This window comes from Streptomyces sp. L-9-10 (assembly GCF_004151105.1).
Lineage (GTDB): Bacteria > Actinomycetota > Actinomycetes > Streptomycetales > Streptomycetaceae > Streptomyces.
The window spans coordinates 114130-130306 of sequence record NZ_PHRF01000035.1; the positions used below are offsets into that span (position 1 = coordinate 114130).

General features: G+C 70.8%; 13 protein-coding genes. 11 read left to right on the top strand and 2 right to left on the bottom strand.

What is annotated here, in order from left to right; genetic code table 11:
* The first annotated feature begins 359 nt into the window (after window positions 1-359).
* The 8 genes from ccrA to CU044_RS09820 all read left to right on the top strand — a co-directional run bounded on the left by ccrA (window position 360) and on the right by CU044_RS09820 (window position 10216).
* Window positions 360-1733, top strand: a complete 1374-nt coding sequence (gene ccrA, locus CU044_RS09785; RefSeq protein ID WP_129768095.1) for a crotonyl-CoA carboxylase/reductase — start codon at window positions 360-362, stop codon at window positions 1731-1733.
* Between the two features lie 11 nt (window positions 1734-1744).
* Entirely contained in the window at window positions 1745-3781 is a 2037-nt protein-coding gene (locus CU044_RS09790; protein WP_129768096.1) for a protein meaA, read from the top strand.
* A complete protein-coding gene (locus tag CU044_RS09795) occupies window positions 3778-4770 on the top strand; it encodes a CoA ester lyase (RefSeq protein WP_129768097.1) in 993 nt (330 codons plus the stop codon). The genes CU044_RS09790 and CU044_RS09795 overlap by 4 nt, the downstream gene beginning before the upstream one ends.
* Window positions 4771-4772: 2 nt before the next feature.
* Complete coding sequence (locus tag CU044_RS09800) at window positions 4773-5279, top strand: MaoC family dehydratase (protein WP_129768098.1); 507 nt, start codon at window positions 4773-4775, stop codon at window positions 5277-5279.
* Between the two features lie 7 nt (window positions 5280-5286).
* Window positions 5287-6492, top strand: coding sequence for an acyl-CoA dehydrogenase family protein (locus CU044_RS09805; protein ID WP_129768099.1), 1206 nt, complete (start codon window positions 5287-5289; stop codon window positions 6490-6492).
* Window positions 6493-6676: 184 nt separating this feature from the next.
* Complete coding sequence (locus CU044_RS09810) at window positions 6677-7333, top strand: phosphatidylserine decarboxylase (RefSeq protein WP_129768100.1); 657 nt, start codon at window positions 6677-6679, stop codon at window positions 7331-7333.
* Entirely contained in the window at window positions 7326-8201 is an 876-nt protein-coding gene (pssA, locus tag CU044_RS09815; RefSeq protein WP_129768226.1) for a CDP-diacylglycerol--serine O-phosphatidyltransferase, read from the top strand. Before CU044_RS09810 ends, pssA begins: the two co-directional genes overlap by 8 nt.
* 119 nt (window positions 8202-8320) lie before the next feature.
* Window positions 8321-10216, top strand: a complete 1896-nt coding sequence (locus CU044_RS09820; RefSeq protein ID WP_129768101.1) for an AMP-binding protein — start codon at window positions 8321-8323, stop codon at window positions 10214-10216.
* Here the strand turns inward: CU044_RS09820 and CU044_RS40170 are convergent.
* Both CU044_RS40170 and CU044_RS09830 read right to left on the bottom strand, forming a co-directional pair.
* A complete protein-coding gene (locus CU044_RS40170) occupies window positions 10197-12044 on the bottom strand; it encodes a GNAT family N-acetyltransferase (RefSeq protein ID WP_345790127.1) in 1848 nt (615 codons plus the stop codon). The two genes, CU044_RS09820 and CU044_RS40170, sit on opposite strands and share 20 nt — an antisense overlap.
* A 73-nt stretch (window positions 12045-12117) precedes the next feature.
* Entirely contained in the window at window positions 12118-13275 is a 1158-nt protein-coding gene (locus tag CU044_RS09830; RefSeq protein WP_129768102.1) for a glycerate kinase, read from the bottom strand.
* A 175-nt stretch (window positions 13276-13450) separates the two neighbouring features.
* On the opposite strand from CU044_RS09830, the gene CU044_RS09835 reads away from it, so the two are divergent.
* From CU044_RS09835 to CU044_RS09845, 3 genes are all read left to right on the top strand, one after another.
* Window positions 13451-13978: an NUDIX hydrolase gene (locus tag CU044_RS09835; RefSeq protein ID WP_129768103.1), complete on the top strand. Its 528-nt coding sequence runs from the start codon at window positions 13451-13453 to the stop codon at window positions 13976-13978.
* A gap of 183 nt (window positions 13979-14161) precedes the next feature.
* Window positions 14162-15316, top strand: a complete 1155-nt coding sequence (locus tag CU044_RS09840) for a MerR family transcriptional regulator (protein WP_129768104.1) — start codon at window positions 14162-14164, stop codon at window positions 15314-15316.
* 85 nt (window positions 15317-15401) lie between these two features.
* Complete coding sequence (locus tag CU044_RS09845; RefSeq protein WP_129768105.1) at window positions 15402-16043, top strand: hypothetical protein; 642 nt, start codon at window positions 15402-15404, stop codon at window positions 16041-16043.
* Window positions 16044-16177: the final 134 nt, after the last annotated feature.

Consider the following 16177-nt stretch of genomic DNA (forward strand, 5'->3'; position numbering starts at 1 on the left):
GGCCCTCGCCTACGCCATGCGCTCGCTTGGCCGCGCCCGGTGATATTTGTCGCGGAATGAGCGGTAGACATTGCTCATGCGTGCCCTACGGGTGACAAACGAGAGAAATTGTTGGCACCCAGTGCCTTGTCAGCTGTCACAGGGTGCCATACCGTGAAGTTGTCCGGCTGTTCCCGCAAGCCATCTCGCTTGTGCGCCAGGACGCCTGCGTCACAGGCACCTCCGCGCCCACCCGGCGCCGCCGATCAGCACGAGCGGCTCGATCAGCACGCGCACCCGCCGAACCGACGGCACACCTCCACCGCACCAGCAAGCAGCCCCCCGCATCTCGCACCCTCAGCTTCGCCGGAGGCAACACCGTGAAGGAAATCCTGGACGCGATCCTCTCGCCGGACAGTACGTCCGCCGACTTCGCCGCACTGCCGCTGCCCGGTTCGTACCGGGCGGTGACCGTGCACAAGGACGAGACGGAGATGTTCGCCGACCTCCCCACCCGGGACAAGGACCCCCGCAAGTCACTCCATCTCGACGAGGTGCCGGTGCCCGAACTCGGCCCCGGCGAGGCCCTGGTGGCCGTCATGGCCAGCTCGGTGAACTACAACTCCGTCTGGACCTCGATCTTCGAGCCGCTGCCGACCTTCGGCTTCCTGGAGCGGTACGGCAAGCTCAGCGAGCTCGCCAGGCGGCACGATCTGCCGTACCACGTCATCGGTTCGGACCTGTCCGGCGTGGTGCTGCGCACCGGGCCCGGCGTCAACGCCTGGCACCCGGGCGACGAGGTCGTCGCGCACTGTCTCTCCGTCGAACTGGAGTCGTCCGACGGCCACAACGACACGATGCTCGACCCCGAGCAGCGGATCTGGGGCTTCGAGACCAACTTCGGCGGTCTGGCGGAGCTGGCACTGGTGAAGTCCAATCAGCTGATGCCCAAGGCCCGGCACCTCAGCTGGGAGGAGGCCGCGGCCCCCGGTCTTGTCAACTCCACCGCGTACCGCCAGCTGGTGTCCCGCAACGGCGCCGGGATGAAGCAGGGCGACAACGTGCTGATCTGGGGCGCGAGCGGCGGACTCGGCTCGTACGCCACGCAGTTCGCGCTGGCGGGCGGCGCGAACCCGGTCTGTGTGGTCTCCAGCGACCGGAAGGCGGAGCTGTGCCGGGGGATGGGCGCCGAGGCGATCATCGACCGCAGCGCCGAGGAGTACCGGTTCTGGAAGGACGAGCACCACCAGGATCCGCGCGAGTGGAAACGGTTCGGCAAGCACATCCGCGAGCTGACCGGCGGCGAGGACGTCGACATCGTCTTCGAGCACCCGGGGCGCGAGACCTTCGGCGCGAGCGTGTATGTGACCCGCAAGGGCGGCACGGTCGTGACCTGCGCCTCCACCTCCGGCTACACCCATGAGTACGACAACCGCTATCTGTGGATGTCGCTGAAGCGGATCGTCGGCTCGCACTTCGCCAACTACCGCGAGGCGTGGGAGGCCAACCGGCTGGTCGCCAAGGGGAAGATCCATCCCACCCTGTCGAAGGTGTACGCGCTGGAGGACACCGGCCAGGCCGCGCACGACGTGCACAGCAACCGCCATCAGGGCAAGGTCGGCGTGCTGGCGCTGGCACCGCGCGAGGGCCTCGGTGTGCGCGACCAGGAGCTGCGCGCACGCCATCTCGACGCCATCAACCTGTTCCGCGACGCCCCGGCGGAGCGGACCGCCCCCCACACACGTGACAGCTGAGGGTTCCTCATATGCCTGACCGCCAGAAGGACCGGCCCTGGCTCATGCGGACGTACGCCGGTCACTCGACCGCCGAGGCGTCCAACGAGCTGTACCGGCGCAATCTCGCCAAGGGGCAGACGGGCCTGTCCGTCGCGTTCGACCTCCCGACGCAGACCGGCTACGACCCCGACCACGTCCTCGCCCGCGGCGAGGTCGGCCGGGTCGGGGTGCCGGTCTCGCACCTCGGCGACATGCGCCGGCTGTTCCAGGACATCCCGCTGGAGCGTACGAACACCTCGATGACCATCAACGCCACCGCCATGTGGCTGCTGGCGCTCTACCAGGTGGTCGCGGAGGAGCAGGGCGCGGACATCGGCCGGCTCCAGGGGACGACACAGAACGACATCGTCAAGGAGTACCTCTCACGCGGGACGCATGTCTTCCCGCCGGCCCCGAGCCTGCGGCTGACCACGGACATGATCACGTACACGGTGAACCACATCCCCAAGTGGAATCCGATCAACATCTGCAGCTACCACCTCCAGGAGGCGGGGGCCACCCCGGTCCAGGAGATCGCGTACGCGATGTCCACCGCGATCGCCGTACTGGACGCGGTGTTCGCGTCCGGCCAGATCCCCGAGGAGCGCAAGGGGGACGTGGTCGGCCGGATCTCGTTCTTCGTCAACGCGGGGGTCCGGTTCATCGAGGAGATGTGCAAGATGCGGGCCTTCTCCCGTATCTGGGACCGGATCACCCGGGAGCGGTACGGCATCGAGGACGCCAGGCAGCGCCGCTTCCGCTATGGCGTCCAGGTCAACTCCCTGGGGCTGACCGAGGCGCAGCCGGAGAACAACGTCCAGCGGATCGTCCTCGAAATGCTCGCCGTGACGCTCTCCAAGGACGCCCGCGCCCGTGCCGTACAGCTGCCCGCCTGGAACGAGGCGCTGGGGCTGCCCCGCCCCTGGGACCAGCAGTGGTCGCTCCGTATCCAGCAGGTGCTGGCGCACGAGAGCGATCTGCTGGAGTACGCGGACATCTTCGACGGCTCGCGGGTCATCGAGGCCAAGGTGGCGGACCTGGTCACCGAGTCCTTCGCCGAGATCGACCGGATCGAGGCGATGGGCGGGGTGATGACCGCCGTCGAGTCCGGCTATCTCAAGTCGCGGCTCGTCGCCTCGCACGCCGAGCGGCGGGCGCGGATCGAGTCGGGCGAGGAGAAGATCGTCGGCGTCAACTGCTACGAGTCCACCGAGCCCAGCCCGCTCACCGCCGATCTCGACACCGCCATCATGACGGTCGATCCGGCGAACGAGGCCGGGGTGGTGGCCGCTCTCCAGAGCTGGCGGGTCAACCGCGAGGAGGCGCGGGCCACCGACGCGCTGACCGCTCTGAAGAAGGCCGCCGCGGGCACCGACAATCTGATGGCCGCCACGCTGGAGTGCGCGCGGGCCGGGGTGACGACCGGTGAGTGGTCCTGGGCGCTGCGCGATGTCTTCGGCGAGTTCCGCGCGCCCACGGGCGTCAGCGGCGCCCCGATCGCGGTCTCCGCGGAGACCGGCACCGCGCTCGCGGCCGTACGGGAGAAGGTGGCCCGTACCGCCGAGGAGCTGACCTCGGCGGGAGGCGCCCCGGGCGGCGGGAGGCGGCTGCGGCTGCTGGTCGGCAAGCCGGGTCTGGACGGCCACTCCAACGGGGCCGAACAGATCGCGGTCCGCGCCCGCGACGCCGGCTTCGAGGTGGTCTACCAGGGCATCAGGCTGACGCCCGAACAGATCGTCAGTGCCGCGCTCGCCGAGGACGTGCACTGCGTGGGCCTGTCGATCCTGTCGGGCTCGCACGCGGCGCTGGTGCCCGAGGTCCTCGGGCGGCTGCGCGAGGCGGGCGCGGGCGACATCCCGGTGATCGTCGGCGGGATCATCCCGAACGCCGACGCCGAGGAGCTGCGGGCGGCCGGAGTGGCCGCCGTCTTCACCCCGAAGGACTTCGGGATCACGGAGATCATCGGCCGTATCGTCGACGAGATCCGTACAGCGAACAAGCTCGACCCATGGGAGGTCCCCGCATGACCGCGCCTGTTACCACCGAGACGGCCGGAACCGCCGCGAGCCGGCTGCGTCCGCGCCGCTCGTGTCTCGCCGTACCGGGGTCGAACCCGCGCTTCCTGGAGAAGGCCCAGGGGCTGCCGGCCGACCAGGTCTTCCTGGATCTGGAGGACGCCTGCGCGCCGCTCGCCAAGGAGGGCGCCCGGCACACCATCGTCGACGCGCTCAACAAGGGCGACTGGACGGGCAAGATCCGGGTCGTACGGGTCAATGACTGGACGACGCACTGGACCTACCGCGATGTGATCACGGTGGTGGAGGGCGCGGGACACAATCTCGACTGCGTCATGCTGCCGAAGGTCCAGGACGCCCAGCAGATCATCGCCCTCGATCTGCTGCTCACCCAGATCGAGAAGACGATGGGCTTCGAGGTCGGCAGGATCGGGATCGAGGCGCAGATCGAGAACGCGAAGGGCCTGGTGAACGTCGACGAGATCGCCGCCGCCTCGCCGCGTCTGGAGACGATCGTCTTCGGTCCCGCCGACTTCATGGCGTCCATCAACATGAAGTCCCTCGTCGTCGGGCAGCAGCCGCCCGGCTATGGCGCGGACGCGTACCACTACATCCTGATGCGCATTCTGATGGCGGCCCGTACCCACGATCTCCAGGCGATCGACGGCCCCTACCTCCAGATCCGCGATGTGGACGGCTATCGCGAGGTGGCGCGCCGGGCGGCGGCGCTGGGCTACGACGGCAAGTGGGTGCTGCACCCGGGCCAGATCGAGGCGTCGAACGAGATCTTCTCGCCCTCCCAGGAGGACTACGACCACGCCGAGCTGATTCTCGACGCGTACGACTACTGCACATCGGAGGCGGGCGGCAAGAAGGGCTCCGCGATGCTCGGCGACGAGATGATCGACGAGGCGAGCCGCAAGATGGCGCTGGTCATCTCGAGCAAGGGCCGGGCCGCGGGGATGCGGCGTACCACCTCGTTCGAAGCCCCGGAGGCGTGACGATGCGGTTCGGACGCACCTTCGAGGAGTTCGAGGTCGGCGCGGTCTACAAGCACTGGCCGGGCAAGACGGTCACGGAGTACGACGACCATCTGTTCTGTCTGCTCACGATGAACCACCACCCGCTGCACCTGGACAGCAACTACGCGGAGAAGACGACCGACTTCGGGAAGAACGTCGTCGTGGGCAACTACGTCTACTCACTGCTGCTGGGCATGTCGGTGCCGGACGTCTCCGGGAAGGCCATCGCCAATCTGGAGGTGGAGTCGCTCAAGCACGTCGCGCCGACCTTCCACGGGGACACGCTCTACGGCGAGACGGCCGTGCTGGAGAAGACGCCGTCGCGTTCGAAGAGCGACCGCGGAATCGTGTACGTGGAGACCCGGGGCTACACGCAGGACGGGACGCTGGTCTGCGTGTTCAGACGCAAGGTGATGGTCCCCACCGAGGCGTACATCAAGGAACGCGGCGGCGACCAGCCCGGCCGCCCCGAGCTGCGGGAGAAGTGACAGAGACATGAGCCGACTCGCCCAGACCGCCGGACTGACCGACATTCAGCGGGAGATCCTGGCGACCGTGAGGGACTTTGTCGACAAGGAGATCCTCCCGGTCGCCACCGAACTGGAGCACCGCGACGAGTACCCGGACCAGATCGTCGAGGGGCTCAAGGAACTCGGCCTGTTCGGGCTGATGATCCCCGAGGAGTACGGCGGCCTGGGCGAGTCCCTGCTCACCTACGCGCTCTGCGTGGAGGAGATCGCCCGGGGCTGGATGTCCGTCTCCGGCATCATCAACACCCACTTCATCGTGGCGTACATGCTCAAGCAGCACGGCACCGAGGAGCAGCGGGCCGCCTTCCTGCCACGGATGGCGGCCGGTGAGGTGCGCGGCGCGTTCTCGATGTCGGAGCCCGGTCTCGGTTCCGATGTCGCGGCCATCACGTCCAAGGGGATCAGGGACGGCGACTCGTATGTACTGAACGGCCAGAAGATGTGGCTGACCAACGGCGGCACCTCCCATCTCGTCGCCGTGCTGTGCCGCAGCGAGGAGGGGCACCCGGAGGGCACGGCTCCGCACAAGTCGATGACCACGTTCCTGGTCGAGAAGGAGCCCGGCTTCGGCGAGGTGCGGCCCGGTCTGACCATCCCGGGGAAGATCGACAAGATGGGCTACAAGGGGGTCGACACCACCGAGCTGATCATGGACGGACTGCGCATTCCGGCCAATCGGGTACTCGGCGGCACCACCGGCCGAGGGTTTTACCAAATGATGGACGGCGTCGAGGTCGGCCGGGTGAATGTCGCGGCGCGTGGCTGCGGGGTCGCACAGCGCGCCTTCGAGCTGGGTGTCTCGTATGCCCAGCAGCGTCATACTTTCGGCAAACCCATCGCCCAGCACCAGGCGATCCAGTTCAAGCTGGCGGAGATGGCCACCAAGGTCGAGGCCGCCCATGCCATGATGGTCAACGCGGCACGCAAAAAGGACTCCGGTGAACGAAACGACCTGGAGGCAGGGATGGCGAAGTACCTCGCCTCCGAGTACTGCAAGGAAGTCGTCGAGGACGCCTTCCGCATCCACGGCGGCTACGGTTTCTCCAAGGAGTACGAGATCGAGCGCCTCTACCGCGAGGCGCCGATGCTGCTGATCGGCGAGGGTACCGCCGAGATCCAGAAAATGATCATCGGCCGCCGACTGCTGGAGGAGTACCGATTCCAGGGATAATTGTCGCTTCTGTCCGGGTTTAATGGCGAAGAAGATCACACCCTGTCGCCCTCTGGCGCTGGCTTCAAGCCGCTCGACTCGGGCCCTGGCTTGCTCAGTTGCGTGCCGAAACCAGTACCATCGCTGGAAAGCCGCCGCCGTCCCCCCGTTGCCAGCGCGGCATCATCCGCTACGAAGGTCATCCATGCCCCACAGCCAAACCTCTGCACCACGCGTTAGCTTCCTTGGTGGACGCCTCGCCCGCGGAGCATCGCCGTGGCTCCTGCCGACCGTCGCCACCGCGGCGATCGGTCTTGTCCGCGCACGTCACTCGAAGCGCGCAGCGGTCCTCGCTGTGCCCGCCACCGCGCTCGCGGCGGGCATGCTGTGGTTCTTCCGCGACCCCGAGCGCGAGATCACGCAGGGCCGGGTCATCTCCCCGGCCGACGGTGTGGTGCAGAGCATCATGCCGTGGAAGGACGGGCGCACCCGGGTCGCCATCTTCATGAGCCCGCTGAACGTCCACGTCAACCGCGCGCCCCTCGCGGGAACCGTGACATCCGTGGAGCACATCCCCGGCGGATTCGTTCCGGCGTTCAACAAGGAGAGCGAGAACAACGAGCGCGTTGTCTGGCACTTCGACACCGAACTGGGCGACATCGAGATGGTGCAGATCGCCGGCGCGGTTGCCCGGCGCATCGTGCCGTATCTGCCTCAGGGGACCAAGGTGGAACAGGGTGAGCGCATCGGCCTGATCCGTTTCGGCTCGCGTGTCGACATCTACCTTCCGGAAGGTGTCGATGTCGCCGTCGAGGTCGGTCAGACCACGACCGCAGGGGTGACTCGAATTGACCGTGATTGATCCTGATACGCAAGCAGGCTGGGCGGCGGAGGCCGAGGCCGAGGAGGAGGACGACGCGGAAGACATGCCGCTCTCTCTGCGGCTGTCGATAGCGGACACCCTCACGCTCGGTAACGCCACCTGCGGCTTCATGGCCGTCTACTTCACCACCACCGGCATCCTCATCCCGCATCTCACGGGCAGCGACGAGAGCGGCATGGCGCGGCACTCCGCCGCGACGGCCGTGATCCTGATGCTGGCGGCGGCGATCTTCGATCTCTTCGACGGGCTCGTGGCGCGCAAGCTGCGCAGCTCGCCGATGGGCGCGGAGCTGGACAACCTCTCCGATCTGATCAGCTTCGGCCTCGCCCCGGCATATTTCGTACTGGTGTACGGGATGGTCGCGGACGACGCGCATCAACGGGTCTCCGCGCTGGCGGCGATCGTCGTCCTGCTGGCCGTCGTGCTACGGCTGGCGCGATTCTCCTGCGTGACCATTAAGAACGGCATGTTCCAAGGGATGCCGAGCCCCTTCGGCGCCCTGACCGTCATCTCGATCGTCCTGCTGGAACTGCGCTTCGTACCGACGCTGCTCGCGATCATCGGGGTGGCCTGGCTGATGGTGAGCCGGGTCGAGTACCCGAAGCCGCGGGGCGTGCTCGCGGTGGCGATGCTCGGCTGGATCGTGGCCGCGATGGGGCTGCTGGCGGCCTGGGCGTTCGAGGCGCCGGGGGGTCAGCTGCTGCTCCAGACCGGCTGTGCGCTCCAGGTGGTCGCGGGAGCCGTGATCCCGCTCTTCGCCACGGCCCGGCGCGTGAACACGTTCCGTGGCAACCGTCGCGAGGCGCGGGCGGCGCACCGCGAGGCACGGGCGGCGCAGCTGCCGTAGGCGGAGCTGTCGCCGTACGGCGAATGATCGTGAAGGGCCCGGACGCGTGCGCGCGTCCGGGCCCTTTCCGGTGTGCTCCCTCTTCCGCGGGCCCTGCCCCTCTGGAATGATCGACCGCCATGACCGGGGGATCGATACATCAGCTTTTCGAAGAACGGGCACGGCGGACGCCCGACCATATCGCCGTCATCACCGACAGTGACCGGATCGCATACGAGCGACTGGACACCGAGGCCGGGCGACTGGCCGCGTATCTCGCCACGAACGGTGGACTGCCGCATTCCGGATCCACCGTCGCCATCTGTGCGCAGCGCCCGGCCGAGGTGCTGGTGGCGATCCTCGCCGTACTGAAGGCGGGCCACGCGTACGCGGTCGTGGACCCGGGAACACCGGCCCAGGAGCTGCACCGGTTACTCGCTCTCGCCCACGCCGACGCCGTCATCACGAACGGATCGCTGCTCCCGCGGGTCGACGACGGCCGCGGCCGGACGGCCATCTGCCCGGACACCGCCGCGGCGGACATCGCCCACACGGAAGCCGCCCCGCACGACGCGGCGGGCCGTGCGTCCGGCGGACCGGCCGCCGTGCTGTTCACGGCGGGGACGACGGGCAGCCGCACGGCCGTCGCCACCGGGCACGACCGGCTGCTCGCCGCATACGCCGCCTGGTCCCAGGTCTACGGGCTGTCGCCGGAGGACCGGCTGCTGGTGACCGCGCCGCCCGCGGCCGTCGAGTTCACCGGCGGCTGGATACGCGCCCTGTGCTCGGGTGCGACGCTGGTGCTCACCGAAAGGCCGGTCACGGCCGGCCGGATCACCGCGGAGCAGGTCACGGTCGCCGACATGAGACCCGCGACCGCGGCCGGGCTGCTGGACGAGGAGCTGCCGTCGCTGCGTCTGCTCGCGGTGGGCGGCGCACCGCTGCGCCTTGATGAGCAGCTGCGGCTCCAGGGGCTGCTGCCGGCCGTCGGGGCGCGTGTGCTGAGTGTGTACGGGACGGCGGAGGTCGCCGGCTGCGGTACCTGGTTCGAGCCCGAGCAGCTGCCCGGTCCCGTGGCGCATCCGGAGCGTGCCGCGTATCTGGGGCTGCCGTTCCCGGGGGTCGCGGCCGACCTGCGGAAGGGGCGGATATGGCTCACCCCTCCGGAGGGCGGCGACGCGGTCCCCACCGGTGACATCGGCCGGCGGCAGGGCGAAGGACCTCTGGAGTTCCGTGGCAGGACGGCCGACCGGGTCACGATCGACGGCAGGACGGTCGACACCTACCGGGTGGAGACGGCGCTGGCCGACCATCCCCACATCCAGGACGTGGTCATCACCGGGGACCGGGGCCGCACCGGAAGCCGTCTGATCGCGTTCGTGGTACCGAGCGCCAGAGCTCCGTTCGGCGCCGCACCGGAGGCCGCCTCCCTGCGGGCCGGGCTCACCGGCCTGGTCCCTACGGGGGACGTCCCCGCGGCGGTGGTGCGCCTCGAGAAGCTGCCGCTGAACGCGGCCGGGAAGGTGGACCGGGCGGAGCTGCCGCTGCCACCGATCCCGGGAGCGGTGCGGGCGAGCGGCAAGAGCGGAGGGAGCGACGACGCGACCGAGGGCGCGATCGCCGCCGCGGTCGGGGTCAGCTCCGGCTTCCTCGCCGCCGCGCTCACCGGCGTGATCTTCCCCGGCGCCACGGATCTGACCGGGGTGCCGGGGCCGTGGAACGCGCTGTTCGTCCTGCTCTATCTGGCCGAGTGGCTCGCCTTCGCCGTCGGGATGGGGTTCCTGGCGGTGGGCCGGGGGGTGATGCTGCGGCGGAGCGAGTCCCGGGGGCTGACGACCGCGGCCCATCTGGCGATCGTCTACCTGCTGGTGGCCTGGTGGCCGCAGGACAACCTCTACCGGCTGACCGCCAAGACCGACTGGCCGCAGCAGGCGGCTCTCGTCTACGCCTTCAATGTGCCCTTGATGATCGCGGCGCTGATCGTGCTGATCTGGGTGGTGGCGTCGCTGCCCGCCGTCAGACAGCGGGACCGGTAGGAGCGGCGGGGCCGGAAGGGCCGCCGGGGCCGCTGGTCCGGGCGGCGTTGGCGAAGATCCGGCCGAGGTCCTGAGCCGCGCCGCGGACCAGCGCCTCGGCCGCCTCGAGGCAGTCCGCCGTCCGGGCGGCCAGCACGACACCCAGAAACGGGGCGGGGTCGAAGGCGGCCGTGGGGATCGAGGGCAGGAACACCGCCCCGCTTCCGGCGCAACGCTCCGTCAGTTCCCGCAGCCACGGCAGGAGTTCGGCGTCCGGGAGCCGCGCGCCGAGCGGGATGTGATCCAGGGAGCGTACGAGATGATCGCCGCCCCTGGTCTCATCGAGGCGGGCCTTCACCATGAAGGCGACGGACGGTCCCGTCAGCCGCAGATTGATCTCCGTCGGTGCGAGCCGGCCGGCCGTGGCGGTCACGAAATCGACGTCGTACCAGCCGCGGTAGCCGCTCGCGGCGAGTTCGAGGCCGACGGCGTGCCCGAACCGCAGGGCGACCGAGGCGGCCCGGTCCGGGACGGCCCCGGGGCCGACCGTCGCTCCCCGGTACGCCGTGCCCGCCACGTCCATGCGCGCGGCGCCGACGTCGTGCACCGCGCCGGCCGAGTCCACGAGGCCGTCGTACGTGAGGTCGCGCGGGCTGTCGCCCCGGCCCGGCACGGAGCCGTCCGTCGCGTCCGCCAGATAGTCCTCCACGAGGAGCGGGCCCCGGGGCAGCGCGCGCAGCACCGGCAGCAGAGCCCGTACGGATCCGACCACACGGGTACCCGACCCCCCCACGCCATGCTCGGTCTTGACGACTCCGCCCGCCCCGGAGCGGACCAGCGCGAGAAGCAGCCGGGCCGCCTCGCGGCGATTGGCCGCCGTCCGCTGAACGGCCACGGTGATGGCGGAATGCGCGGGGGCCAGCCGCTGGAAGAGGCTGTTGGCCGCACTCTTGGACTCGTAGCGCAGTGCCCCGGGCGGGAGGGGCTCCCCGGACAGCTCACCGGACGTCCAGGTGTGACCCCACGGTACGAAGGGCAGCTTGAGCCCGCGCAGCCGGCGGGTGAGGGCGGGGCGGGCGAGGATCGCGGCGGCGAGCACGGGGCGGGGGGCCTCGTCGGCCTGGAGGACCCCGCTGAAGTGATGGGAGGGGACGGCGGCGAGGCCGTCGTACACCTCCAGCGAATCCCAGGCCAGTTGGCGGCACAGCAGCTCGGCCCAGCCCGGCGGCACCGTCACGGGCAGCACGACCGCGGCCGGGTGCGGACTGCCCAGCGCGGCCAGGCAGGAGTAGTGTCCGCTCGCCCGGAGCGCGAGCGGGCTCAGCGCACCGAACTGCGCCTGGAACTCCGCGCCGTTGCCGAGTTGTACGGTGCGCTGTCCGCGTGTCCAGGCCTGTACCCAGGCCCCGCGCGGAGGCGGTTCCACCAGGAGCCGGGGCAGCGTGCCCCCGCCGGGGACGGGCCGCGCGCCCAGTGCCCGGTAGAAGTCCACCGCGTGCGGGTCGGAGTCGATGGTCAGCCGCTCGAACCCCAACTCGCGAGCCCTGTCCAGGACATGGGCGTACAGAGCACGGCCGATGCCCCGGCCGATCGCACGGGGTTCGACGAAGAGCAGGCCGAGCGTGCCGTCCGGGGCCCGGCCCTCCAGCGAGGCGACGCCCAGGGCCTCCCCCGATGCCTCGTCCTCGGCGACCGCCAGCCGACGGGCCGTCACCTCGCCGCCGGAGATGGTCAGTTCGTCACGGCAGGCGGCCAGGAACGCTTCGTCGTAACCCCAGTGGGCCTTGGAGCGCAGCATCAGCGCGCTCAGCGCCGGTGCCTCGTCGGGGCGCGCTTCCCGTATTCGCACACCCCGACCTTAGGCCCTGGCCCAGGGCCTGTCCTCGCAGTTCCGTTGCCGAAGTCCCGTTGACCGGCCGGGCTCAGAGCAGGAAGTCCCGCGCGATCTCCGCCGCGAGGCGTTCCAGCAGCGGGCCCGCCTGCGCCATGGAGACGGCAGGGTCCGGTTCCAGCCCGCTGAGGGCGTAGGCGCGGCGGATACCCGCCCTGCCCAGCGCCTCCGGAGGGAGCGTCAGCCGGCCGCAGACCGCGATGACCTCGATGTGCCGCGCGCGGGCCGCCGCCGCGACGCCCGCGGGGGCCTTGCCGTGCAGGGTCTGCTCGTCCAGGGAGCCTTCGCCCGTGATGACGAGGGTGGCCCGGGACAGTGCGTCGGCGAAGCCCAGTACGTCGAGCATGACCTCGATCCCGGGACGGAAGCCCGCGCCGAGGCCGACCAGCGCGCCGTAGCCGATACCGCCGGCCGCTCCCGCGCCCGGCGAGAGCGCGAGATCGGCGGCACGGGAGCCGATGGCCGCCTCCAGGACCGTGGCGTAGTGGGCGAGGGCCGCGTCGAGGGTGGCGACATCCTCGGGGCTCGCGCCCTTCTGCGGCCCGTAGACCGCGGGGGCGCCCTTGGGACCGGTCAGCGGATTGTCGACATCGCTGGCGAGAACGATCTCCGTCCGGGCGAGACGTCCGTCCAGGCCGGAGAGGTCGGCGGTGGCCAGGTCGCGCAGCCCGCCGCCGCCCGGTCCGACCGGCTGCCCGGCCGCGTCCAGGAAGCGGGCGCCGAGCGCCGCGAGCATCCCCGCGCCGCCGTCCGTCGTGGCGCTGCCGCCGACGCCGAAGACGATGACGCGCGCGCCCGCGTCCAGCGCGGCGCGCAGCAGCTCGCCGGAGCCGTAGGTGGTCGCCGTCAGCGGCGCGAACACGCCGTCGGGCAGGCACTGGAGGCCCGAGGCCTCCGCCATCTCGATGACGGCCGTCCCGTCGCGCAGCGCGAAGGCCGCGGTCAGCTCGTCGCCGAGCGGGCCGGTGACCCGTACCTCGCGTCGTTGGAATCCGGCGGCCACGGCCGCCGCGACCGTACCGTCGCCACCGTCCGCGACGGGCAGGGTCTCCACCGCCACCCCGGGGACGATCCGACGCAGCCCCGCCGTCACCCGCTCCGCGACCTGTACGGCCGTGAGTGAACCCTTGAACTTGTCCGCCGCGATAAGCACGCGTGCGGCCTCCGTTGCTGCTCCGTCCGTCACCATGTATCCCTTTGCTCTTCGAACAGGCAGTCGCGCCGTCCCCGACCCTATCCGGACGGCGGCTCCGTGCCCATAGGCCACCCTTGTGCGCCTATGGGCACCCACGTGCGATGACGCTCCTCGTGCGGAGGATTTGTGCGGAGGACTTGCGCGGAGGACACGCCCTAGGCTTTCCCGTGTGACACACACCGATACGGATACCGGGACCGATACCGACTACGCCGCGTACATCGCGGGCCTCCCCCGCGTCCTCGCCGGCGCGGCCGTGCTGTTCAGGGACGGCGCGGGGCGCGTGCTGATCGTCGAGCCCAACTACCGGGACGGCTGGGCGCTGCCCGGCGGAACCATCGAGTCCGACGACGGCGAGACCCCTCGTCAGGGCGCCCGGCGGGAGACCCTGGAGGAGATCGGCCTCGACATCGAGCCGGGGCGGCTGCTGGCGATCGACTGGGTACAGGGGCGGGCCCGGCCGCCGATCGCCGCGTATCTGTACGACGGTGGGGTGCTGGACGAGGAGCGGCTGTCGGCGATCCGGCTCCAGGAGGAGGAGCTGCTGTCGTGGCGGCTGCTCGACCGCGCCGAGATCCCGGCGTTTCTGCCGGGCTCGCTCGGACTGCGGGTACTGGCCGCGCTCGATGTGCTGGATTCCGGCGCGGGCGCGGTGGAGCTGGAGAACGGGCACCGGTCCGGGCCCGGCTCGTCGTAACCGGCGTGAAGGCGGCCCGGGAGCCGGAAGAGGGCGGTCCGGAAAGGGTCCCGGAGGAGTCCGGGAGAGGCCCCGGGAGAGGGTCCGGGAGGGGCCCGGGAAAGGGTTCCGGGCCGTGGTTCCGGGGCGGGGTTCCGGCGGCGAGTTGACCTTCAGGTTGCCTGAACGTCGACAATCGCCGGCATGGACCTCGACACCAACGGCACCGCTCACCTCCTGGGCATCAGCGCCTTCGCCCGGCGCGTCGGCCTCGCGCCGAGCGCACTGCGTTTCTACGACGACTGCGGTGTGCTGCGGCCCGCGCACGTCGATACGACGACGGGCTACCGTTTCTACCGCCCCGACCAGGACATCCGGGCCCGGCTGCTGCGGAGCCTGCGGGCGGCGGGGCTGCCGCTGGCCGAGGTCACCGTCGTGCTCGACGGCGACGAGGACGAGGCCCGCGCCGTGCTGGAGCGGCACCGGAACACCGTTCGGGACCGGACACGGACGGCCGACGCCACGATCGAGGCGGTGCTGCGGTCCCTGTCCGGCGACGGAACGCGCACGGAACCGGGGGCCGGGGCGGGGGACGGTACCGCGAGCGGGGCCGTCACGCTCGTACGCCTCGGGGGCGTGGAGCTGGCGAGCGCGTTCCGCCAGGTCGTGCCGGCCGCCGGGCATGACCCGGAGCACCCGGAACTCGGCTGCGTCCTCGTCGAGATCGAGGACGGCGAGGTCCGGCTGGTGGCCACCGACCGCTACCGGCTGTCGACGCGGGTCCTGAGGCCGGTGGGGGCGGTGGAGGGGCCCGCTCGCCGGCTGCTGCTGGCGGCCGGTTCCCTGCCCGGGACCGGAGCCTGGGCGGCGCGGTGCGCCGCCGTGACGATCGAGGCGGGCCAGGACGGGGCCACGCTCCACGAGACGGCGGGCACGGCGTCCCGCGAACTCCCTGTCTCGGCCGCCCTGTTCCCCGCGTACCGGGAGATGCTGTCCGCGCTGACACCGGCCCGGCACCGGCTGATCGTGGACCGCACCGCCCTGCTCGACGCCGTCAACGACTGCGGCGAGGCACCGGCGATCGTGCTGCGGCTGGGCGAGGACGAGGTGACCGTCTGCCTGCCCGATGACTCCCGGGCCACGGCTCTGCCCGCTGTCTGCCCCGGCGAGCAGCCCCCGCCCATCGGCTTCGACCCCGCCGTACTGGCCCCGGCCCTGGAGGCGAGCGTCGGACCCGATGTCCTGCTGGAGATCGCCTCCGCCACCGAGCCCGTGGTGGTGCGCTCCGCCGACCAGGGCAGCTTCACCACCCTGGTGATGCCCGTCAGCCTCGTCGGCCCCGGCGCCCCTGCCTTCTGACCCGCCGTCCGACCGCGCCATCCGACCGCGCCGACCGCCCCCGTCGGCGCGACGCATCGCACCACCGAGGAAATGAGGAGGGGACATGGACCCCGAGAACCCCGTCATACGGCTCTGCGCACAGGGCATGACGGCAGCGGCCGAGGGCCGGGAGGCCGACGCGCGCGAGCTGTTCCTCCGGGCCTGGGAAGCGGCCGCGGACGACTACGAGGCGTGCGTCGCCGCGCACTATCTCGCCCGCCACCAGCCGACCCCGGAGGAGACGCTGCGCTGGAACCAGGAGTGTCTGACCCGCGCCGACCGGGTCGGCGACGACCGCGTCCGCGGCTTCTACGCCTCCCTGCACGGCAACATGGGCCGGGCCCAGCTCGCGCTCGGCCGGCCAGGACCGGCCCGTACGCACTTCCGGTCGGCGGCCGGGCATCTCGACGACGTACCGCCCGGCCCGTACCGAGAATGGGTCCGGCTCCGCGTCGCGAGAGGGCTGCGGGCCACCGGCGACGCGCCGACGGCTGACGATCCCGTCCACGCCCTGCTGACGCGGCTGTGCGCACGCGCCGATCTCGAAGCACTGAGCCTGCTCCTCCCCGCCTATATGGGCAGCCTCGGCGCACCCGAGGACGAGGAGCGCCTCACCACCGCCCTGCGCATGCTCCACTCCGAAAAGCGGCTGCCCGCCCCGGAGCAGTCCGCACTGAGCGAGGCCATCGCGCTGCGCTCCGCCTGACTCGGGCGCGGCGTCCGCAGGGTGGGTGAGAGGCCGTCAGATGTGAGGGACCGTCAGGGGCGGTTCCCTCACGTTCATTCCGTGTTGGCCCTCCGTGCACGGCCGCGCGGCATCATCCTGGAATCCCAGGACTC